Source organism: Pseudoalteromonas sp. GB56 (genome assembly GCF_054923835.1).
This window is the reverse complement of record NZ_JBPCHK010000001.1, coordinates 1,790,001-1,813,535: the sequence shown is the minus strand read 5'-3', so window position 1 is coordinate 1,813,535 and position 23,535 is coordinate 1,790,001. Positions and strand designations below refer to the sequence as shown.

Annotated in this window: 18 protein-coding genes and 2 rRNA genes (1 of these 20 cut by a window edge); 3 read left to right on the top strand and 17 right to left on the bottom strand. The window is 45.0% G+C overall.

The window, feature by feature from the left end:
- Positions 1 to 196: 196 nt before the first annotated feature.
- The gene (locus tag ACH19P_RS08620; protein ID WP_462158180.1) at positions 197 to 757 is read right to left on the bottom strand and encodes a GbsR/MarR family transcriptional regulator; all 561 of its coding nucleotides are present in this window, start codon (positions 755 to 757) and stop codon (positions 197 to 199) included.
- Between the two features lie 183 nt (positions 758 to 940).
- On the opposite strand from ACH19P_RS08620, the gene ACH19P_RS08615 reads away from it, so the two are divergent.
- Positions 941 to 1,339, top strand: a complete 399-nt coding sequence (locus tag ACH19P_RS08615) for a hypothetical protein (protein ID WP_462158179.1) — start codon at positions 941 to 943, stop codon at positions 1,337 to 1,339.
- Positions 1,340 to 1,458: 119 nt separating this feature from the next.
- A complete protein-coding gene (locus ACH19P_RS08610) occupies positions 1,459 to 2,370 on the top strand; it encodes a M14 family metallopeptidase (RefSeq protein ID WP_462158178.1) in 912 nt (303 codons plus the stop codon).
- Positions 2,371 to 2,414: 44 nt separating this feature from the next.
- Here the strand turns inward: ACH19P_RS08610 and ccoG are convergent, their stop codons facing one another.
- The 9 genes from ccoG to ACH19P_RS08565 form a co-directional block, all read right to left on the bottom strand.
- Positions 2,415 to 3,794 carry a cytochrome c oxidase accessory protein CcoG gene (ccoG, locus tag ACH19P_RS08605; RefSeq protein ID WP_462158177.1) on the bottom strand — a complete coding sequence of 460 codons (1,380 nt, stop codon included), beginning with the start codon at positions 3,792 to 3,794 and terminating at the stop codon, positions 2,415 to 2,417.
- 158 nt (positions 3,795 to 3,952) lie between these two features.
- A complete protein-coding gene (locus ACH19P_RS08600; RefSeq protein WP_462158176.1) occupies positions 3,953 to 5,374 on the bottom strand; it encodes a sigma-54 interaction domain-containing protein in 1,422 nt (473 codons plus the stop codon).
- A 73-nt stretch (positions 5,375 to 5,447) separates the two neighbouring features.
- Complete coding sequence (locus ACH19P_RS08595; protein WP_462158175.1) at positions 5,448 to 6,020, bottom strand: DUF1439 domain-containing protein; 573 nt, start codon at positions 6,018 to 6,020, stop codon at positions 5,448 to 5,450.
- Positions 6,017 to 8,719, bottom strand: a complete 2,703-nt coding sequence (locus tag ACH19P_RS08590) for a DUF349 domain-containing protein (RefSeq protein WP_462158174.1) — start codon at positions 8,717 to 8,719, stop codon at positions 6,017 to 6,019. The genes ACH19P_RS08595 and ACH19P_RS08590 overlap by 4 nt, the downstream gene beginning before the upstream one ends.
- Complete coding sequence (locus tag ACH19P_RS08585) at positions 8,709 to 8,990, bottom strand: YeaC family protein (RefSeq protein WP_462158173.1); 282 nt, start codon at positions 8,988 to 8,990, stop codon at positions 8,709 to 8,711. Before ACH19P_RS08585 ends, ACH19P_RS08590 begins: the two co-directional genes overlap by 11 nt.
- A complete protein-coding gene (locus tag ACH19P_RS08580; RefSeq protein WP_462158172.1) occupies positions 8,987 to 9,316 on the bottom strand; it encodes a hypothetical protein in 330 nt (109 codons plus the stop codon). The genes ACH19P_RS08585 and ACH19P_RS08580 overlap by 4 nt, the downstream gene beginning before the upstream one ends.
- Before the next feature lie 158 nt (positions 9,317 to 9,474).
- Positions 9,475 to 10,977, bottom strand: coding sequence for an alanine/glycine:cation symporter family protein (locus ACH19P_RS08575; protein ID WP_462158171.1), 1,503 nt, complete (start codon positions 10,975 to 10,977; stop codon positions 9,475 to 9,477).
- Between the two features lie 358 nt (positions 10,978 to 11,335).
- Positions 11,336 to 12,463: a M14 family metallopeptidase gene (locus ACH19P_RS08570; RefSeq protein ID WP_462158170.1), complete on the bottom strand. Its 1,128-nt coding sequence runs from the start codon at positions 12,461 to 12,463 to the stop codon at positions 11,336 to 11,338.
- A 154-nt stretch (positions 12,464 to 12,617) separates the two neighbouring features.
- On the bottom strand, positions 12,618 to 14,063 hold the full coding sequence (locus ACH19P_RS08565; RefSeq protein WP_462158169.1) for a glyceraldehyde-3-phosphate dehydrogenase: 1,446 nt from the start codon (positions 14,061 to 14,063) through the stop codon (positions 12,618 to 12,620).
- A gap of 285 nt (positions 14,064 to 14,348) precedes the next feature.
- On the opposite strand from ACH19P_RS08565, the gene ACH19P_RS08560 reads away from it, so the two are divergent.
- On the top strand, positions 14,349 to 15,143 hold the full coding sequence (locus ACH19P_RS08560) for a DUF2989 domain-containing protein (RefSeq protein ID WP_462158168.1): 795 nt from the start codon (positions 14,349 to 14,351) through the stop codon (positions 15,141 to 15,143).
- 41 nt (positions 15,144 to 15,184) lie between these two features.
- Here ACH19P_RS08560 and ihfA read toward each other — a convergent pair whose 3' ends face one another.
- The 7 genes from ihfA to ACH19P_RS08525 all read right to left on the bottom strand — a co-directional run.
- Positions 15,185 to 15,484 carry an integration host factor subunit alpha gene (ihfA, locus tag ACH19P_RS08555; RefSeq protein WP_022943602.1) on the bottom strand — a complete coding sequence of 100 codons (300 nt, stop codon included), beginning with the start codon at positions 15,482 to 15,484 and terminating at the stop codon, positions 15,185 to 15,187.
- A 2-nt stretch (positions 15,485 to 15,486) separates the two neighbouring features.
- A complete protein-coding gene (gene pheT / locus ACH19P_RS08550) occupies positions 15,487 to 17,874 on the bottom strand; it encodes a phenylalanine--tRNA ligase subunit beta (protein ID WP_462158167.1) in 2,388 nt (795 codons plus the stop codon).
- Positions 17,875 to 17,887: 13 nt separating this feature from the next.
- Entirely contained in the window at positions 17,888 to 18,868 is a 981-nt protein-coding gene (gene pheS / locus ACH19P_RS08545) for a phenylalanine--tRNA ligase subunit alpha (RefSeq protein ID WP_462158166.1), read from the bottom strand.
- 93 nt (positions 18,869 to 18,961) lie between these two features.
- Positions 18,962 to 19,666 carry a DnaA regulatory inactivator Hda gene (gene hda, locus ACH19P_RS08540; protein WP_462158165.1) on the bottom strand — a complete coding sequence of 235 codons (705 nt, stop codon included), beginning with the start codon at positions 19,664 to 19,666 and terminating at the stop codon, positions 18,962 to 18,964.
- A gap of 3 nt (positions 19,667 to 19,669) precedes the next feature.
- A complete protein-coding gene (locus tag ACH19P_RS08535) occupies positions 19,670 to 20,716 on the bottom strand; it encodes a DUF2066 domain-containing protein (protein WP_462158164.1) in 1,047 nt (348 codons plus the stop codon).
- Positions 20,717 to 21,051: 335 nt separating this feature from the next.
- Positions 21,052 to 21,166 (bottom strand): 5S ribosomal RNA (gene rrf / locus ACH19P_RS08530).
- 123 nt (positions 21,167 to 21,289) lie between these two features.
- Positions 21,290 to 23,535: ribosomal RNA gene (locus tag ACH19P_RS08525) — 23S ribosomal RNA — on the bottom strand; it runs 639 nt beyond the window's last position.

The following is a 23,535-nucleotide window of genomic DNA, read 5'->3' as shown; positions in this document are numbered from 1 at the left end:
TAAGCTAAAGTTGGTTATCTGGTAAGGCTGGAAACCATTAACTAATTATTAACTCAAAGTGGACACCTTGTCTCTATTGTTTCGTTATATAGCCTAATCCACTTAGACCATTGTGTAATTTACAATAAAAGGTACACAAACTGTAATGATGTCATTGGGTGATTACACCACTGCATTTGAATGGACGTTGGCGTGTTTAATTACTCTCTTTGCCACTTTTTAATGTTAGCTTATCACGCAGGTCCAACATTTTAGTGACACCCGCTCCGAGACGCATTAGCGTAGATAATTTCTCAGGACTCAACCGTTGCAATTCAGATGCCCACTCAGTGATCATTTCAAGTAGGTCATGTATTTCTAACATTCGTGTTTGTGCGTACGCTTCACTTTGATTATTTGGTTCATCTAGTAAACCGTCTCTGAGAAGACTTAGCGTCGGGTCTATTTCGCGCTTACGACGCTGCTCGAATACCCTGTTGGCCATCTGCCAAATGCTTCCAGCTGGCTGATAATATTCCTTTCTATCACCTGGTTTGTGTTTGGTGGCAATCAACTGCCAAGAATTAAGCTCTTTAATTCCCATACTGACATTGCCACGAGAGATATGCAGAGTCTGCGACAGCTCATTTGCACTAAGCGGCTCTTCACTGATCAATAGCAAAGCATACATTTGTCCAATGGTTCTGTTGAATCCCCAACGACTCCCCATTTCTCCACAGTGCATTACAAATGCTTCCATCTTTTCAGTGAGTTCCATAGCAACCTTTCTTGTTTCAATTTTTTCTGAAATTATCGCAATCTAATTTAAATCTAGCAAATAACTTCCTTTAAGCACAGACAAGCGTATTAATGGCCTATATTTACCTTTTTTCACCACTATAATGCTTTACAATAAGGACATTATGATTAAAATCTCGCCATAAGTGACATAGGAGCATGTATGTATAACTATTCGTGTGCCAGTGGCTCATATCAACTGTCGTTAGACGGTTCGGTCATTATCGGTGAGTTCAGCGGCGCAATAAACGATCGCATGATTGCGACGTTTGCCCTCCAGCTTGAGGCTTTGGTTAGCGAACATCAACTTAACAGCTGGGCCTATGTTGGTAATTCAATTGATGTACCAGCAGCAACTCCAGAAGCACAACAGCGCATGGTGAGTATCGCTCAGCACATGTATGCGCATGGCTGTAAAGCGATAGCGTTCGTGGTAGATTCTGCTATCGCCATCAATCAACTTGACCAAATCCGCAAACAACTCGGTAAAGAAAACAAAACGAGTGAGATCATCTTCTCGGAGCTTGATGACGCGCTTGCTTACGTCAAAAAGTTTCTTTAAATAGCGTTACTCGTTCCCTTTGTATCTCACGATACAATGATATTCTGCCATCTGTATCGGTTGACAATCGATGCAAAGACTCTAAGCTGCGCCTAAACACTTGTTGAGTAGGAAGGGTAATGAGTAACGAAACTTATCCAATAGGTGTTCCCGGCCAGCCTTGGGCCGAGGAACACAAAGAAGCTTGGTTCCAAACACAAGCTAAACAGCGTAGTTATAACGATGAAGTACGCAGTAAGATTGATCAACTTAGTACCAACTACGACATCATTGAATATGGCCAGTTAGAATATGAGCAAACGTTTGCCTTATTCGCTTTGAAACACAAAAACTGGCAAAAGGGTCGCCCAATTGCTTTGGTAACAGGTGGAGTTCATGGCTACGAAACGAGTGGCGTACACGGTGCACTGGCATTTGCCGATGCGGTAACCCGCGCCCACTGTGACACCTTCAATATTTTAGTAGTGCCGTGTGTTAGTCCTTGGGGATACGAAACGATTAACCGCTGGAATCCACACGCTATTGATCCTAACCGTTCATTCTATGAAGGCTCTGATGCGCAAGAAGCGCAGTTGCTGTTAGATTTCATCGCTCCATATAGCTCGGATGTGTTGGTCCATATCGATTTACATGAGACCACGGATACAGATAACTCTCAATTTCGCCCAGCACTTGCGGCAAGAGACGGTGTTACTAACCACAACTGGAATATTCCAGATGGCTTCTATTTGGTAGCTGACACAGAGCGCCCACAGCCATTATTCCAACAGGCCATTATTGAACATGTAGAATCGGTCACTCACATAGCGCCAGCAGATGAAAACAACCAACTGATTGGTGTTGAGTTACAGCAACGCGGTGTTATTGAGTATGCAGGTAAGAAGCTCGGATTGTGTATGGGCCTCACCAACGCACCTTATGTGACGACAACCGAGGTGTATCCTGATAGTCCAAAAGTCGATGACCAGAATTGTATTGATGCGCAGGTCGCTGCGGTAACATCAGCACTGGATTTTGTCGCTCAGTTGTAAAATATGTAAAGCCCAACTCGTCGTACAGTTGGGCTTTTGATCTGCTACCTATAAAAACGAGATTCTTTTTCTATTACTGCTTCGCTATTACCCACTGCCTGTATAGTGAATCTAAACGGTGTGACCTTTTGCGTGAGGTGAACTTCATCTACACTCACAGTGACAGGTATTTCTTTTTGCTCTGCACCAACAAAATGTAAATCTCCATGCACAGACAAACTAGCCCCATCGATGCCCACAATATGCAATTGATAGGTATGCGGCTGCTGGGATTTATTGATAATTGATATCCGATAAGGGTTTTCCACAATACCTCGATAATCTGTACGCGACAGCTCTCCTCTATCACGAGTAACATAGGCTTCAATCGGCACGCGACCTTGCAACCAGATAGCCATAACACCAAATACGAGGACTGTCATGACTGCATAGCCCACCAGCTTTAACCGCCAAATTGAAGTATGACCTCCTTGTTGTTGACGCTCGCTCTGATAACTAATTAACCCTTTAGGATAAGCAAACTTTTCCATCGTTTCGTCGCACGCATCAATACACAAACCGCAGTTAATACACTCATATTGCAAGCCGTTGCGAATATCTATGCCCGCAGGGCACACCTCCACACACAACTTACAGTCTACACAATCTCCTAAACCAAGTTCTTTGTGGTCGACTTTACGCTTGCGCGGGCCCCGACTTTCACCCCGAGTGTGATCATAAGTAACGACCAAGGTGTCCTTATCGAACATAACCGACTGAAAACGAGAATATGGGCACATATAAATACACATTTTTTCTCTCAGCCAGCCCGCATTGCCATAAGTACAAAGTGCAAAAAGAAACACCCAAAAAGTTGTGATCCCCCCCCAAGACAAAACCAACAAATCCATATACAGTTCTTTCGCGGGAATGAAGTAACTCATAAAGGTGGTTGCTGTGAAAAACGCGAGGCTAATCCAAATCGCATGCTTTGCGCCTTTTCGTAACCATTTTTTCGCGTGCCACGCCTGCTTATCTAGCTTGATGCGCTGATTGCGTGTGCCTTCAACACGATGCTCTACCCAGGTAAACAGTAACATCCACACTGTTTGTGGGCACAAATACCCACACCAAACACGGCCTAACCAGTTAGTGATAAAGAATAAGGCAAACGCGCCTGCCATAAACAACCATGCCACTAGCATGAAGTCCTGAGGGAAGAAAGTGGCGCCAAAAATGCGAAACTGTTGGTTGGCAACGTCAAACAACACAGCCTGTTGCCCTTGATAACTAATCCAAGGTAAGGCGATAAAGGCAAACATTAGACACCAGCTAAGAACTCTGCGTATTTTTTGGAATTTACCTTTTTGTTCACGAATATAGATTGGCCCTGACTGTTTATAGGGCTTAATGATGAGATCTTCTTCTTTAATATCAAACTTCATAAGGACGCTTTTGATTGCTACATTAACGCCCTTATATGGCAATTGCTGTGCCAGCATTTACCACGCGTAACTCATTGATAATATTAAATTAAATTAATTTAGATAAAACAAAAACAACGACATTTCGTTCCCAATGGCGATATATCGTTGTTAACGAATTATTCTCGCTCAATATTGAGCTTTTTCATTTTCGAACGCAGCGTGCTTGGCGCCAAATCCAATAACTGGGCAGCACCGTTAGGGCCATTAATTTTGCCATGACATTGACTTAAAATACGTGCGATATGACTGCGTTCGCATTCAGCCAGTGTGTGTATTGGCTGCTCAGCTTGACCGTCACTCTCACCGAAACGTTCAATGTTAAGCACGCTACCTTGGGTCAGAATCGCTGCGCGTTCAAGCGTATTTTGCAATTCACGGATATTCCCCGGCCAATCATAACTTTTCAGTAACGAAAGACTTCTATTGGATATAGAGTCAAATTTCCTTCCTAATTTTTGCGACAATTTGGCTAAGAGTTGGCTTGCCAACAGTTCGATATCATCTATTCGCTCTTTAAGGGCAGGCACACGCAATGGGAACACATTCAAGCGGTAATATAGGTCCATTCTGAAAGTCCCTTGCTGAACCATATCCCATAAATCTCGGTTAGTGGCCGCAATAAGGCGGATGTTAACCTTAATGGTTTGTTGCCCACCTAAACGTTCAAACTCGTGCTCTTGTAATACTCTGAGCAACTTACCCTGAGCAGGTAGAGGTAATTCACCAATCTCATCGAGAAACAAGGTGCCACCATCAGCTAACTCGAAGCGCCCTTTACGTCTTTGTGTTGCGCCTGTAAAGGCACCTTTTTCATGACCAAAGAGTTCAGACTCCAAAAGACTTTGCGCAAATACAGCACAGTTCACCTTAACCAGCGGCGCCTCTTTTCTCATGCTTTGCGCATGGATATGTCGCGCTACCAACTCTTTACCCGTGCCATTCTCACCGAGGATAAGCACGGTTGCATCTGTGTTGGCGACTAATTGCAGTTGCTGCATCATGTTACGAAATGGCTGCGAAAGCCCAACGAGCTCGCCATGTTGCCAATCTGCATTGATCTCTTCTAACAGATAAGTATTTTCCGCTTGCAGTTGCTCACTTAGCTGACTGACACGTTGCAGCGCATCGCGCAACGCTTGCTCAGTACTGCGCTGCGTTGATACATCACGAAATATCGCTACTGCCCCGATTAGCTGATTATCTTTGTAGATAGGTGTGGATGTATATTCAACGGGAAACTGGCTGCCATCTTTTCGCCAAAACACCTCATTGCTTATTTTCCGCGTTTGACCATCAAACATGGTCCGATAGATATGGCACTCATCAGCCGGGTATTCACTGCCATCAGCATGGCTGTGATGGTGAAATTGATGGATACGTTTACCCAGAAGTTCACTGGCCTTCCAGCCAGTCATGCGTTCTGCTGCAGGATTGATAAACACAGCGTTACCGTCGAGGTCAAAGCCATAGATGCCTTCCCCCGCAGCGTCGAGTAATAAACGTGGGTCGTGTAGGTATTGCTTTAGAGAAGAATCCATAGCGGCTGCATTAGTAAGATAACGATATATCGTTATCTTACAGAGAACTCATGCAACCGCGCAAGTATTGTCGTTACAGACCTGAAGTTAGCGTTATAACGCCAGGTTGCACATCAAGCGCCAATTTGAAACGCGATAATAGTGCCTGACGCGGATCTTGTTGGTTTAATGTATAAACAGGATATTGGCTCAGAGTTTGCGTTAAAAGCTCCTGCACCTCTTGTGACAGTGGTGCTAATTTACCGCGATAGCCCATTGCATCTATATCAGCGTTCAATACCTTGAAGTCTTGTAAATAAATAGAGTCGTCATTGGCATTAAATACCGGGATTGCAGCGATATTCAATCGCACGCGCACAGGTACTTTAATTGCCAATGCTTGCATCATCACCGTGTTATCCAGCGCTAACTCAATCCCTTTAGGGCTTTGTTGACCGCCAATCACCACACCGATGTCGTTAACCTGCAGGTCCATCGGCACACCCAGTACCGAGCCTGAAGTATGATACTTGTCGCTTTGTTTTAATAAGTTCTGCTCTAATTCACCGCTACTAAGTGAAAAAATACTCAGAGGCGCTGTTGACGCACAACCTGTGACAACTGTCGCGAACAATATGAATACCGAGGCTTTAATCCATTGCATCATGAGGACACCATTTTTTCTAGGACCGCTATTACACGCTGACACTGACCTGCATACTCGCCATCTACTTTGCCATCAGCCACTATGCTTTGTTGTAGCCACGCTTTGAGCAATACCTCTGTTGAATGGGTCACACCATGGTGTTTTTCATCCAACATAGTAACTTGCTCTTGCATACGTAGTTGGGCATCACTGGCTGGGCTATCAACATTTTCGGCAATTTCTAAACGAACCACCAACTGCTCTGCACTTAAGCCTAGCTGTGTATTGCTTAACCATAGATGATTTACCGCTGCATCTTCGCGCAAGCTCGTTTGCAGCTTCACTAAGTGTTCGCTTTGTGCAGCCTTTGTGAGCTTCTCGATGGAGTTTTGTACATCAGCGATTAGAGTTTGCTTTGCTTGATGTAATTCTTTAACCACATTCAGTGTAGCGATTTCCGCAGCCAATTTTTGCAATTGAGCTAGCGTGTCGCATTGTGAAAATACTTGTGAAAATGTATCAAGTTGAGCGGATTGTTCAGCTTTTTGTGCATCAAACTCTTCTTGCTGGACCGCTTTAGCTTCATCACGCTGCTTAAACACCTCATCGTTAATTCGTCTAAACGCTTGCCAAAGCTTGCGTTCTTTACCTTTGCCAGCAAAGCCAATTTTTTGCCATTGCTGCTGCAAATTTTTCAATTCATTTGTAGCCGCAAAGACGTTTTCTAGTTGTACCTGTTGTGCTTGCGCTAACAATGCTTCCTTGGCTGTTGCGTTGTCCTTGTAATAACACTCGATAATATTCGCTACATCAGCTTGAGCTTGTGTAAAACGCTTATGGAACTTGTTGTATATCTTGCTCTCGAGTCGTTTAGCATCACGCCATTGTTTGACGATAACATTAAATGATCGCTCGATATTTATGATGTCTAATTGCTCCCGCTGTTCAGACAATTTCTGCATGTCGATAATAATTTGCTCGCGCTGAGCAACAGCCTGCTCTTTTTGTTCTTGCTGATGAGCAAAATGAATACGGCATGGTTCGAATGCTAATTCTATAGCCTGTTCGAACTGTTCTTTTGCTTGAGCATCCACTTCAGGTCCAAGTAGCTGCCAACTCTTGCGTAGGCGCTTAACTTGCTCCAATCGAGCATTGGCGTCTTCACATGGCAAACTGCAAAGCTCCTTTGCCGCAGTTACCAACTGCTCTTGTTGCGCTTCACCGGCATACTGATGCCAATCTTTTGCTTCATTAAGCATGTTTTCGATAGTTTCGTATTCTCGAACAATCTGTTGTTGGAAGTGCATGGTAAGTTGCTCATACACTTCGCGTAATCCATTAAATACGCCAAATGCCACACGGTATCGCCCTTGGCTAGTCAAACGGCGTAGATCTCTGGCTTTCTTTTTCGCGGTTTCTAACAGTTTGCTTTGCTCTTCAGTCAATGGCTTAACCTGAGCTTGCCACTGATTTTGAGTTGCTTTGAATTGTTGGTGCCAGTGACCCGCAAGCTCTTTTGGTAGCACCTTGATAGCCTCACGAACACGGACCCGCAATTGCGTTTCTTTCGTCATCGCATCATCCAGCTCATCTGTTGTCGAAGGAACACTGTGCGCTTGATACTCGACGAGCTCGCTGCGCACGTGCGCGACATCCTGTTCATATGCTGCCAATTGTTCAACTTGCTTAAACAGACGTTCTAATTCAGCGCGTTGACTATTGAGTTCCTGACCCGGCTGCAAGTCTTCGTTTTGCAACATGTCTTGTGCTTGTTCAACTTTTGCATGCAACCAATCGGTCTGAATCTGTTCATTGCCATCAAAGCGCAGTGACATTGCATGGGCTATTTCCTCAGCTAATGCGCTGAGATTCGCCAGTGCAAGGACGCTTCGCTGTCGAGCCTGCTGTTTTGATAATTCCAGATCATAGTCGCCTTTAAGCCTATCAATGTGATTATTGAGCTTAATAACTAATTCACTGTGTTTTTGTTCACACTGTTCGCGTTGCACATCACCAAGCCAGGAGAGCTCTAACTGCTCGAATTGATTATTGAGCACAGTGAACTGCGTGCTTACAAGCTGATAATCTGATTTTTCACGAAGAGCATTGAGCTTGGCCAATAACAACTTTGACTGTTGCTCAACTTCTATGGGCATGTCTTGCGCACGTTGCTGCTGCTGTAAATATTCGTTGAGTTGGCTTTTCGCATCACCCTTGGCAAATTTTTGCAGCTTGGTGGCTAATTCTTGATTAATAACCATCTCACAAAGCTGTTGTTGCAGCACTTCATCAGCGCTTCGAAAAACCTGTTCAAGTAATTGTGGTTTATGAAGGCGTTTAAGCAGTTTAATTTTAACTGCGTTAGTCTTTTCTTGTAGAGCCAATTGCTCTAGCAACTTCTCTGGCGCAAACCTATCGATATAAAGCTCTTTGTCGCTATCGGAGAGTGTCTGCGTCGATTCAAGTATGGCTTGACCCACTTTTTGATTCGCTAAACGCTTGATACTTGGCTCTGCATCTTGTTGACATGCTTGCCACCACAAACTTACATCATTGAGTTTTTTCAATGCAGCTGCACGCACATTAGAACTGGGGTCACTACTGGCTAACTCTCGGATAATTTGTTCGTCTTGTTGTGAATCCATTGCTGACAACGCGCCAAGACGTGTTGTTTCCTTTGGGTGTTTCCATTTAGGTTGAAAAAACTGCTTAAAGATCATTTTCACTAAACCTAGCTATCTCGTTTTCTGATTTAAATTGTTGTTTTAGTTCTTGCTTTGATTTTTGTACTAACTGTCCATCCGCACCAACGGTAAATTGTTCGTCGCTTTTGAGCACTTTCGCTTGATACAACATCACTAATTGCATTGTTTGTTCTTTTTGTGCATCGGTTAAGGCTGTGCCATCGGGCCACTTACCAGTCGATGCGCCATATTGAAGACGTTCAAATACTTCAGGGGTTATTGACTGGACTAACTGCTCTATATTCATAATTTCTTTCTTTTCAAAAACACTAAACGAACACGGTTAACTAAGTACCACACTACCCCAACGGCTATCGCTACATAACAAGCAGTTTGCTGCCACGAGCCAGGAACAGGATGTTGCCAATAAAGCACTAAGAAGCCACCAAGGAAAATAATCAGGGCTACAAATGACTGATTCATCAGAGATTGATGCTGTTGTAATTTGGTGCGCGCAGCAAGACGTTGTTTAGTTTGTTGATCCATGTCGCCGAGGGCCGCGTTGCAGTGAGGACAAGCCTTGTGCTTATCAGATATCGACTTTTGGCATTGCGGACAAGAAATGATTGCCATGCGTACTCCTTAGTGCAATTGCACGCCATAAAAAAAGGCGCTCTATGGCGCCTCATTGTACTGGTTTTATTTGTCGATGTCTTTTTTGAATTTGCGCCAATTGTCTATATAAGTAAACGACATTGGATTCAAACTCTGATCAACAAACCAAAATGTAATTATTCCGGTGTTTGCGTCTTTTTAGCCAGACGCTTTTCCCAAAACGTTGCGTTTTTGATACCCAATTTCACGGGGTCGAAAGTAATTTCACCACCTGCTTTTTTCTGGTCTTCATAATCACGCAAACACGTTAGTGCTGGTTTAGCGACAAAGAAAATAGCCAAGATACCTACAATGTTGATCCACGCCATTAAACCTACGCCGATGTCACCAATGTTCCAGATATAACCTGAACTATTCACCATGCCGTATGACACCATAAACATAATCACGATTTTCACAATGACCAGTGGGATACTGCCTTTAACATAGCGATTTAAGTAGGCTACGTTCGTCTCTGCGATGTAGTAATAGGCCAGAATAGTTGTGAACGCGAAGAAGAATAATGCGATACCTACGAACGCTTCACCAAAACCACCGAACACTTTGAAAAGTGCCATTTGTGTGAATGCTGCTGAGCCAATTTCAGTCGCTGCATCAACGTTTTGAACAATGAATTGTCCTGCAGGAAGCTCACCTACCACATTGTATTGCTGCGTGATTAGGATCATCAGTGCTGTTGCAGTACAAACAAATATCGTATCTACATACACAGAGAAAGCTTGGACTAGACCTTGCTGTGCAGGGTGGTCAACTTCGGCCGCTGCAGCAGCATGAGGACCTGTACCCTGACCTGCCTCGTTGGAGTAAATACCCCGTTTTACACCCCAACCAATAGCCGCACCAAAGCCAGCTTGCGCGGTAAATGCATCAGAAATGATTAACGAAAAGATACTGGGTACTTTATCAAGGTTTAAGAACACTACAATCAACGCCAAGACAATGTAGCCCAAAGCCATGAAGGGTACGACGATTTGCGTGAAATTCGCGATGCGCTTAATGCCACCGAAAATGATAAACGCTAACACCATTAAGATGATTGCCAACGCAACGAGCTTGAAGCTACCTACTTCACCAAAACTGGTTGTGACCATCTCACCGTTACCAAATACTTGGGTAAAGGCATTACCAACAGCATTTGCTTGAACGCCTGGTAAGAACACACCACAGGCAATAATGGCGGATACAGCAAACAAAATCGCAAGCCATTTTTGCTGTAAACAACGGTCAAAATAATAGGCAGGACCACCACGATACTGGCCGTCTTCTTCTTCTTTGTAGATTTGACCTAGCGTTGATTCAGCGTATGCAGTACTGGCGCCTAGGAAGGCTACAATCCACATCCAAAAAATAGCACCCGGGCCACCGAATCCAATGGCTGCAGCAACGCCTGCAATATTACCCACGCCCACGCGACCAGACAGCGAAACTGCGAGTGCTTGGAACGATGAAATACCTTTGTCTGAATCGTTAGAGCTAAGAAGCAACTTACACATTTCTTTGAAATGTCTAACTTGAGCGAAACGGGTTAATACGGAATAAAATAGACCTGCACCTAGACATAGGTAAATGAGTGCGCTACTCCACACTACGTCGTTAACGGCGCTTACAAAAGCTTCCATGGGTATCCTCTATAATTATATTTCTTATTTTTAGTTACGATACATTGCTAATAGGCATGCGTAACATAAGGCAGTGAGAATTAAGCAAGCTAAGAGACTTACTGCTTTTCAACTTAATGAATATTAACTTATACCACCTCAGTTTGTTAACAGTTAATTTTCAAAGTAACTGCACAATGGTAACCACCTAAGCTTAACCCAGCAATCTTCTTTGTTAGATGCAAATGCGTTTAATCAACAGGATTTTCATGTGAGCGGCCTACGCTTGATATACAAAAAAGGCATTGGCTGAAATTTACAACCAATGCCTTTGTAATTATCACGGTTAAGCAAGACCCTTGCCTAGTGCAAATAGGGTTTATCTTAGCTTATCAACCACAGCTAAAATTGCGCCTAATGTGTCTTGTCCGAACTGATATGAACGACGGTCAGACCAACCATAATCTACATCTGGCAGATTAGCGTTGTCTTTAAACGGCATTTCCACCGTATAAGCGAGCGCTTTAAACTCTTCACCTACCGCACATGAAGCAACGGTTAGGTTCGCTTGCCCTGGAGCATCTTTGTCGTAACCAAATTCGTCTTGGAATTCAGGGGTGATAGTCAACAGTGCCTGTTTGAAGCTATTTTCAAGGCCCTCAAGGCGTGCATCATAGCTAGGAATACCTTCACTACCTGCAACGAAGTTGTAAGGCAGCGCTTCATCACCGTGGATATCCAGATACATGTCTAGACCCACTTCACGCATCTTATTAAGTACTAAGAACACTTCTGGGCTCTTTTCCATACTTGGTGTAGCCCACTCACGGTTGAGGTTAATACCTGCTGCATTAGTGCGTAAATGGCCACGCACACTGCCATCGGGGTTCATGTTTGGCACAATGTAGAAAACAGCTTTTGATAGTAACGCTGCTGCATGTGGGTCTTCGTCATCCAGTAGTTTGTGCAGTAGACCTTCTACGTACCACTCGGCCATTGTTTCACCTGGGTGCTGACGGGCGGTGATCCACACTACTTTCTTATCATCACTTGGCTCGCCGATACGTAATACCGTCATATCACGGCCATCAAGCGTTAATCCCAAGTTTTGAGCGTGACAGATATCGTGGCTTTGCGCCCAATAAATTAAATCAAGGTGACGGTCATAGCTATATGGCGCGAAATAGGCAAAAAATACCTGTGAACACTCAGGTTCGAAATCGATAACTAACGCATCATCTTCAACACGACTGGGTACACGGAACCAAGTTTGACGGTCATAAGAAGCAACTGCATGATAATCATCCCAACCTTGTGGATACGCAGACTCAGCCAATTTGTTGATGTGAAGACGGTGCTCAACAAACGGAGAGGTTTCTAGGCGAAAATGGAACCATTGATAAAAATCAGACTGGTTGTCCTTGTTGATCTCAAGTTGAATATCCATCGGGTTTTCACAAGCGATAACCTTGATGTTACCACTGTCGAAATTACTCGTGATGTTCATGGTTGCTCCTAAAATTAAAGCGCGAAATAAATATCTAAATGGCGTCACAAACGTTGTTAGCGAGAAGTGGTACTTCTGCTCAACATCGCTTGCGAACAATTTTAGCAATAAAAAAGCCGACACTCAGTGCCGGCTATTAAAGTAGTTTTGTTGCTTAGCGCGGTAGACTTGGGTGAGTACACTCAGCCATGTCTTGCATACAACGAACTACCTGGCAGCTGTAGCCGAATTCGTTATCGTACCATACGTAAAGTACAACACGTTCACCATCAACGATTGTTGCTTGTGAATCTACAACACCTGCATAGCGGCTGCCTACAAGGTCAGTAGAAACGATTTCAGTTGACGCTGTGTAGTCGATTTGATCGCGAAGATCTGAGTAAAGCGCAGTTTCACGTAGGAAAGCGTTAAGCTCTTCTACTGACGTCGCTTTCTCAAGATTTAGATTCAAAATCGCCATTGATACGTTTGGTGTAGGAACACGGATAGCGTTACCAGTTAGTTTACCTTCAAGCTCTGGAAGCGCTTTAGATACAGCTTTGGCCGCACCTGTTGAAGTGATAACCATGTTCAATGCTGCTGCACGACCACGACGCTCAGCGCTGTGGTAGTTGTCGATAAGGTTTTGGTCATTAGTGTACGAGTGAACCGTTTCAACGTGACCATTGCGGATACCAAACTTGTCATTCAACGCTTTCAACGTTGGCGTGATAGCATTTGTAGTACAGCTCGCCGCACACACAATCTTGTCTTCAGGCTTAATATCTTGGTTGTTCACACCATAGACGATATTTTTGATGCTGCCTTTAGCTGGAGCAGTAAGAAGTACTTTAGCTGCACCTTTTGCCTCTAGGTGTTGACCTAGGCCTGCTTCATCTTTCCAGATACCTGTGTTGTCAACGATAAGCGCGTTGTCGATACCGTACGCAGTGTAATCAACTTCGCTTGGAGAGTTAGCGTAGATAACTTGGATGTAGCTACCGTTTGCTTTGATTGCGTTGCGCTCTTTATCAACAGTAATAGAACCATTGAATGGGCCGTGGATTGAATCACGACGTAGTAAGCTTGCACGCTTTTCTAGGTCACCATCTTTACCACCACGAACAACGATTGCGCGAAGGCGAAGGTCTGCGTAAGGACCTGATTTTTCAATAAGTAGACGAGCAAGTAGACGGCCGATACGTCCAAAACCGTAAAGAACAACATCACGTGGTTCTTTTGCATCACCCGCATTGGTGATTTCTGCTAACTCATCATTAAGATATTCTTCTACAGAACGACCGTTTGCGCCATCTTTATATAGGTAGTTATAAGCAAGCTTACCGATATCGATGCGTGCAGAGTTAAGCTCCATTTTGCCGATAGCTTCTAAGAACGGGAAGCTTTCACGTAAACGAAGTTTTGATTCTTCAAATTGAGCAACGGTTTTGTGCGCTTTGATGATATCAATAGTGCTGGCGCTGACTAGTGGACGGCCATACACTGCAATTTCGATACCACGGTTGCGGTACAATCTACCGATGATTGGTTGCATACTTTCAGCGAAGTCTTGGCGTTCCTGCCAACTGTTCAAGTATTCTTGCTCGTGAGATGAGGTCATTGTTTCTGCCTTTGAAATTTATTTGAACGGATATCAAACCGACGTGTGAGCTGTCCATCACAAAGTGAGAGCGTGATACAGGACAATTTACCGCATGTCGGGCGGCCATATTCTAATGCAAAGTTTTGATAATAACCACCTCTATGCACCCCATTAGCCCTAGCCGTTTGTTTTTACGACAGATAGTTATTTATTGTTGCGGATCAATATACCCTAGGTACAAGCTGTAAGTGCACCCCTGCATGGACTACACTAGCTGTTAGAAACTGTTTAAAAGGGTAAATTATGCGATTACTAGTTGGCGTGATGTTTATTGGTGCTATTGCTGGCTGTGACTCCGAGCCAACTATCCGTGAGGTGTGTGAAAGCCATGCGATGTTATGTGAAGATCTCAATACCGATAGCCATTGCCGATACGAGCGCGCCGACGTGATTATGGCCAGACTTGATGAAACGAATAAGCCAGACCTAGAAAATAAGTATCAGCTACTCAAACATTTCGAAAAATACAGTAAATGTGTGGAATTAGCAGCACAGATTCAGCACATCAAGCTAAAGGAAAAAACCACTTCTCGATATACGGGTTACCACACCGCCCAAAAAGAAATAAATCGCCTGTTGTTTGAAACCAAAGGCACCAATCATCCCGGACTTCTATTTTATCATTGGTCGAGAAACAATGATCAGGATGCGATTAGGCGCTTATTAGCAATGGAGAAAGACCCTAAGGTCACTAACTCGCAGGATGCGCAATTTTATCTGGCAAGCTATTACATGAAAGTCGATACAGACAAAACCTTGCAGCATTTATATCGTAACTTAGAGCTAAATCAACCAGACACAGTACCAAATCCAGAAGTACTGACCTCATTGGTGAATATCCATTACCAAAGGCATGATTACAACTTGGCCTATACCTTTGCGAGAATTGCTACCCTCGCGGGGATAGAGAATATCGACTACAACGCATTAACTACTTATACCAAAGAAGCCGGTCATGACACGGACAGATTAGACGACTTAGCACAAACGACCTACGACCAAATAGTCTCGGGGACGTTCCACTCGCCTAAGTCTTAATGAGGCTAGGAAGTAAAAAAGCAGCCAAAAGGCTGCTTTTCTTATTTTAGCTTACTGGTACCGACTTCTACTCGGGTTTTCAGTTTTTGACCGGGTCTAAATGTGACCACGCGACGCGCCGAAATAGGAATATCTTCCCCAGTTTTCGGGTTGCGACCTGGTCGCTCTTTTTTATCGCGAAGATCAAAATTGCCAAAGCCGGACAGCTTAATCTGCTCCCCATTTTCTAGAGCTGAGCGGATTTCTTCAAAAAACGCTTCAACTAGTTCTTTGGCATCCTTTTTATTGATCCCCAACTTCTCAAATAGGTGTTCAGCTATGTCGGCTTTAGTAAGCGCCATATCTAGTCCCTCAACGATGCGTTAAACTCTTTAGCCAGTGTGGCTACGACGTTGTCGACAACTAAGTTGATATCTTTCTCTTCGAGCGTTCTATCAACCGCTTGTAGTGTTAGAGCAATTGCCAAACTCTTATAATCTGGCTCAATTCCTGTACCCTTATACACATCGAATAAGTTTAGGTCAACCAATTGATTTCCGCCAACTTTTTCTATCGCTGCTAAAACATCGCCTGCTTTTACGTCATCTTTGACCAAAATAGCGATATCACGGCGGTTTGAAGGGAACTTAGAAATCCCTACCGCTTTTGGTAACAAACGACTTGAAATAGATTCAACTTCTACTTCAAAGACATACGCCGTACCGTTGATACCAAGCTGCTTCTGCAATTGCGGGTGTACGGCACCGATGAAACCTACACATTCGTCGCCAGCATAAATTGCGGCACTTTGACCTGGGTGAAGGCCGTCACATTGCTGAGCTTTAAAACTGAAACGCGCATTGTCATTACACAATGCAAGTAACGCTTCAACATCACCTTTTACGTCAAAGAAATCCGCTGGACGAGATTGTAAGTCCCAATGTTCGCCATAACAGCTCCCCGTAACTACCCCACCAATGACGGCCTTTTGAAGCACACCATTTTCAGCGCTTTCATCAGCAATGAACTTTAAGCCATGCTCGAAGAAACGGATACGTGGTTGTTGACGGTTTTGGTTATATACCAATGTACTTAACATACCTGGAATAAGTGATTTACGCATAACCGACATTTCAATTGAGATCGGATGCGGCAATACCAAGCTATTTTCTTCACCGTGAATCGCGTTTTGTACTTTAGGGTCGACAAAACTATACGTAATTGCCTCTTGGTAACCACGAGTCACCAAAGTATCGCGCATACGCTTAACTGATACAGTTGCTTCGTTGTGCTGCGTCATGTTCAACTTAGCAAGTGGTGCTTCATTTGGAATATTGTTGTAACCAAATACACGTGCCACTTCCTCGATGAGGTCTTCCTCAATGCTAATGTCGAAACGATAGCTAGGTACATCAGCCTGCCAGGTATTGTTTTCGAATTGCACATCAAGGCCTAAACGACGAAGGATATTCGTCACTGTTTCATCATTGATATGGTAACCAATGACACGGTCGAGGCGTTCACGACGTAATTGTACAGCCGTAACTTTTGGTAATTGTTCTGGTGCAACTGCTTCAACAACAGGACCTGCTTGTCCACCAACAATCTCTAGTAGGAGTGCTGTTGCACGCTCTATGGCATCGCGTTGCAATGCGAAATCAACACCACGCTCATAACGATGTGAAGCGTCTGTGTGTAAACCATAGCTGCGTGCTTGACCTGCAATGGCAACTGGGTTGAAAAACGCACTTTCTAACAAGATATCAGCAGTACTCTCTGTCACACCTGATTTCTCACCGCCAAAAATACCGGCCATTGCCAGCGCTTTGTTGTGATCTGCAATGACGAGTGTTGATTCGTTCAATTTTGCTGTGTTGCCATCAAGTAAGACTAATTCTTCACCTGGATTAGCGTTGCGTACTTTGATGCCCCCTTCGATTGCATTCAAGTCAAATGCATGCATAGGGTGACCCAGCTCTATAAGTACATAGTTAGTTACATCGACAACTGGATCGATTGAGCGAATCCCACTGCGACGCAGCTTTTCGACCATCCATAGCGGTGTTTGCGCGTCTAGGTTAATACCCTTAATAACACGACCAAGATAGCGAGGACATGCCTGCTCGTTCACAAGTTCAATGGTGATAGCATCATCAATTGTTGGCGCTACACCTGGGATTTCTAGCTCGTTGACATCGAGGCTATTTAGTACACCGACTTCACGAGCAAGGCCTTTAATACCCAAACAATCACTGCGGTTAGGGGTTAAATCAACGTCGATAATGTTGTCATCGAGTGCCAAGTATTCGCGTAAATCCTGACCGATTGGCGCATCAGCTGGCAATTCCATGATGCCGTCACCTTCTTCACTGATACCCAATTCAACGAACGCACAAAGCATGCCGTGAGATGGCTGACCACGAAGTTTGGCTTTTTTAATTTTGAAGTCACCCGGTAATACCGCGCCGACTTTGGCAACCGCTACTTTAAGACCTTGGCGACAGTTTGGCGCACCACACACGATATCTAATAGCTCGTCTTGGCCAACATTCACTTTGGTTACACGTAATTTGTCTGCGTCAGGGTGCTGGCCACATTCAACCACTTCACCAACAACCACACCACTGAATTCGCCTGCCGCAGCATCAACGCTGTCTACTTCAAGACCAGCCATTGAAAGTTGCTCTGCCAGTTCGTTCGCGTCGATAGCTGGGTTAACCCACTCGCGTAACCACTTTTCACTGAATTTCATTTCTGTCGACCTCTTAACGGAACTGGTTTAGGAATTTCATATCATTTTCGAAGAATGCGCGTAAGTCTGTCACGCCATAGCGAAGCATGGTTAAACGTTCAACGCCCATACCAAAGGCAAAGCCAGTGTACTTTTCTGGGTCGATATTGACTGAGCGAAGTACATTTGGGTGCACCATGCCACAACCAAGAACCTCTAACCATTTACCATCTTTACCTTTTACATCTACTTCCGCTGAAGGCTCCGTGAAAGGGAAGTAAGATGGGCGGAAACGAATTTCCATGTCTTCTTCGAAGAAGTTGCGTAAGAAATCGTGCAAAATACCTTTTAACTCTGTGAAGCTCACATCGGTATCAACCATCAAGCCTTCAACTTGATGGAACATTGGCGTGTGCGTCTGATCGTAATCGTTACGGTAAACTCGGCCCGGAGAAATAATTCTTAGTGGTGGTTGCTCAGTTTCCATAGTACGGATCTGCACACCACTGGTTTGCGTACGAAGTACCAATTTCGGATTGAAATAAAATGTATCGTGATCTGCTCGAGCTGGGTGATGCGCAGGGATATTCAACGCATCGAAGTTATGAAAGTCATCTTCTACTTCAGGGCCAGATTTCACTGCAAAGCCGAGTTCACCAAAGAACGACTCAATACGTTCAATAGTGCGTGTTACTGGGTGTACACCACCCGAGGCCATTTTGCGACCAGGAAGCGTCACATCAACTGTTTCGGCAGCTAGTTTTGCTTCCAATGCTGCAGCACTTAACACTTCACGCTTGGTGTTAATTGCTTCGGTAACTTGTTGTTTAGCTTCGTTAATTACTTGACCTGCGCTCTTACGCTCTTCTGGCGCCATTTGACCAAGTGTTTTAAGTAATCCTGTTATTTCACCTTTCTTACCAAGGTAATTTACGCGCACATCTTCTAAGTGCGCGATTTCGCTGGCTGTTTCTACCGCCTTCAAGGCGTCAGCCAAAATCGCTTCTAAGTTCATCGGATACCTGACTAGGGTGATAATTTAAAGTGTTTATTTAACTACTTATGATAACTAAAGGGCCGCATGTATTCTAGCCCTCTAGGCCTGTTTCTACAGCTTAAGTGTGGCTTTTATGAATGGAATTGTCAGTTTGCGTTGCGCTGCCATTGACGCATGGTCCAGCTTGTCTAATACATCCAACAATGCGCGCATATCTCGGCTTAATCGGGTTAACAAAAATCGTGCGCACTCGTTAGACAATTCTAATCCACGCATTTTCGCACGGTTAGTGAGGGCATGCGCTTTGTCATCGTCACTCATCGAGCGAATCTGCAAGGTGGTACCCCATTTCAACCTAGACTCCAAATCAGGTAATGCGATGTGCAGCATATCTGGCAGTAAGTCTGCGGAGATTAATAACAGTTTTCCGGGTTCATTAAATCGGTTGAAAAAGTTGAACAGTGCTTTTTCCCACGCTTCGTCATTTGCAATAACATGCAAATCATCAATACATACCACGTCCAGCGCATCAAGCCCTTCAAGTACTTGAGGCCCATACTGTTGAACTTCGCTCAATGAAATCAGCATACTTGAAAGACCCAGCTCATGAGCGTGCACACAGGTTGCGTAAAGTAAGTGAGATTTACCTGAGTCTCCCAATCCACACAGATATGTGTAGTGGAATTGCTCATTCAAATGATCAAACGCCGCTTTGAGATGATTAACCTCAAGTGAATCTTCACCACCGAAATAGCTCGAATATGTTTCATCATCGGGCAAGGTGACTGGCAATGCCAGTTGTGAACTATGCATCATTCGTTATTGCCACGCGTACTCAAGATCATCATTATTATCAGAATAATAGAATTTTTTAGGATCACGATAATCAACAAAATAAGAATCTAAAGTTAGGGCCTTTTTCAGATCCTCGACATCCCCAGTATGGCTAACGGTAATATCAACCCGTCCTTTGGTGATATGGCTAACGGTTGCGTCGGTCACTACACTAAGACTACGAAGGCGGCGCAATGCATATTCAACATCAACAAAGCTACGAGTGTTATACAGTTTAAGTGTTTGTTGTTGGGTATCGTAGCCAGAACTCGCATCAACAGCATATTCATTGGCTAACTCGCTGGCAAGGGAGTCGACCATGTCCAAAATAACTTGCTGCTGGTCACCTTTGTGTTTGATTGCCTCAAATTGATCTTCATTGGTAAAACGCCATTCGAGCGTCCAAGCATCAGAATTTGGATCTGAGTACAAGCGCGCAGATACAACCCTTTCAGCCATATAACGCTGTGAGGCAGCATCAAGAGATTCACTAAAATTACCCCACACATCAGCAACTGATACACGCCGATGATCTTCCAAATCAAGTAATGGTGTCACAACAGGGAGACCTCGGCGTGTCGCTCTGTCTGCCAGTAGCGCCTGAACTTGTGGATGTGAGTCGGGAGTCAATAAATCTCGCTGCCAACCATCTTCAATTGCCATCCAAATAACTACAAGTGGTCGACGATTGCCCCACAAAGGTAACCCTGCGTCTCTAACGAGCGCGTTGACTTTACTGCTATCAAACTGAACTACTAAGTAAGACTGGCCTTTGTTGTCAGCGTATTCGTACTTAGTCATATAGTTAGAAATATCAGATAGAGCCCCACGTACAGCGCTGTTTGAAGCCGAGTTTTTGTCGCCAGTAACCTTAACAATCACATTCAGCAACGCATTTTTACTGGCCGTAGCACGACTCTCTCTTGTCTTGTCTTCCACAGGCTGACGATACTGGTAGAGGCCTTTTACTTCAATTGCTTGAGTGCTGTAGGCAGTTAACGCAAAGATAAGTAATAATAAATTTCGAATCACTTCGTTCTTAACCTTAGTGAGAATGTCCTGATCCTAAAACAAACTCAGGCACAAAGCAAAAGGTAAGCAGCGATTAAAACACTCTATGAAGCATGGCTTAATCCTTTGGATTTTATTGAAAATATTTTGCTTTAGGGGTTACCATGACAGTGGCGTGAGTATGATGTATTTTGGGCCTTTTCGGTAATATGCTCCTGCAGTGCGCTACTACCGTCTGTCATGTCGGCCTAAAGACCGACCTGCAGTTGCAGCAAGCTCGAGGTTATTCAATAGAGCTTAACCCCCAAACACAAAAAAACCCGCTGCATTGCTGCAACGGGTTTCTTTAATTAGGAGCCTGGTGATGACCTACTTTCACATGGCAAATGCCACACTATCATCGGCGCAGTTCCGTTTCACTTCTGAGTTCGGCATGGGGTCAGGTGGGTCCAGAACGCTATTATCACCAAGCAAAGTTGGTTACTAATCGCTATTGCAATCAGTATTAATTCGGAAAGCTTTATAAGTAAACGTCTACTTCAGTCTTTAATTTCTAACTTCTAACTTAACAGTCTCACACCATTTTGGCGTTGTATGGTTAAGCCTCACGGGTAATTAGTACAGGTTAGCTTAACGCCTCACAGCGCTTCCACATCCTGCCTATCAACGTTGTAGTCTTCAACGGCCCTTTAGTGGAGTCGAACTCCAAGTGAGAACTCATCTCGAGGCTCGCTTCCCGCTTAGATGCTTTCAGCGGTTATCGATTCCGAACGTAGCTACCGGGCAGTGCCATTGGCATGACAACCCGAACACCAGCGGTTCGTCCACTCCGGTCCTCTCGTACTAGGAGCAGCCCCTCTCAATTCTCAAACGCCCACGGCAGATAGGGACCGAACTGTCTCACGACGTTCTAAACCCAGCTCGCGTACCACTTTAAATGGCGAACAGCCATACCCTTGGGACCGACTTCAGCCCCAGGATGTGATGAGCCGACATCGAGGTGCCAAACACCGCCGTCGATATGAACTCTTGGGCGGTATCAGCCTGTTATCCCCGGAGTACCTTTTATCCGTTGAGCGATGGCCCTTCCATTCAGAACCACCGGATCACTATGACCTACTTTCGTACCTGCTCGACGTGTCTGTCTCGCAGTTAAGCTGGCTTCTACCATTACACTAACCGTACGATGTCCGACCGTACTTAGCCAACCTTCGTGCTCCTCCGTTACTCTTTGGGAGGAGACCGCCCCAGTCAAACTACCCACCAGGCACTGTCCGCAACCCCGATTCAGGGGCCAACGTTAGAACATCAAACATACAAGGGTGGTATTTCAAGGATGGCTCCACGGTAACTGGCGTCACCGCTTCAAAGCCTCCCACCTATCCTACACATGTAGGCTCAATGTTCAGTGCCAAGCTGTAGTAAAGGTTCACGGGGTCTTTCCGTCTAGCCGCGGGTACACAGCATCTTCACTGCGATTTCAATTTCACTGAGTCTCGGGTGGAGACAGCGTGGCCATGGTTACACCATTCGTGCAGGTCGGAACTTACCCGACAAGGAATTTCGCTACCTTAGGACCGTTATAGTTACGGCCGCCGTTTACCGGGGCTTCGATCAAGAGCTTCGTCCGAAGACTAACCCCATCAATTAACCTTCCGGCACCGGGCAGGTGTCACACCGTATACGTCATCTCGCGATTTAGCACAGTGCTGTGTTTTTAATAAACAGTCCCAGCCACCTGGTCACTGCGACTCTCAAGTGCTTACGGAGCAAGTCCTTCACACTCAAGAGCGTACCTTCTCCCGAAGTTACGGTACTATTTTGCCTAGTTCCTTCACCCGAGTTCTCTCAAGCGCCTTAGTATTCTCTACCTGACCACCTGTGTCGGTTTGGGGTACGATTCGATATAAACTGAAGCTTAGAGGCTTTTCCTGGAAGTATGGCACCAACAGCTTCCACTCCGTAGAGTGTCGTCTCGTATCTCAGCCTTAAAGAATCCCGGATTTTCCTAAGATTCAAGCCTACATACTTTCACACGGACAACCAACGCCGTGCCTGCCTAGCCTTCTCCGTCCCCCCATCGCATTTATACCAAGTACGGGAATATTAACCCGTTTCCCATCGACTACGCCTTTCGGCCTCGCCTTAGGGGTCGACTCACCCTACCCTGATTAACATGGGATAGGAACCCTTGGTCTTCCGGCGTGCGGGTTTTTCACCCGCATTGTCGTTACTCATGTCAGCATTCGCACTTGTGATATGTCCAGCATGCCTCCCGGCACACCTTCAGCCACTTACACAACGCTCCCCTACCCCGCGAGCAAAGCTCGCAGCCGCAGCTTCGGTGGTATGTTTAGCCCCGTTACATCTTCCGCGCAGGCCGACTCGACTAGTGAGCTATTACGCTTTCTTTAAAGGGTGGCTGCTTCTAAGCCAACCTCCTAGCTGTTTTAGCCTTCCCACATCGTTTCCCACTTAACATACACTTTGGGACCTTAGCTGGCGGTCTGGGTTGTTTCCCTCTCCACGACGGACGTTAGCACCCGCCGTGTGTCTCCCGGATAGTACTCATTGGTATTCGGAGTTTGCATGGGGTTGGTAAGTCGGGATGACCCCCTAGCCCAAACAGTGCTCTACCCCCAATGGTATTCGTCCGAGGCTCTACCTAAATAGATTTCGGGGAGAACCAGCTATCTCCCGGTTTGATTAGCCTTTCACTCCTAGCCACAGGTCATCCCCTAACTTTTCAACGTTAGTGGGTTCGGTCCTCCAGTTGATGTTACTCAACCTTCAACCTGCCCATGGCTAGATCACCGGGTTTCGGGTCTATACCTTGCAAC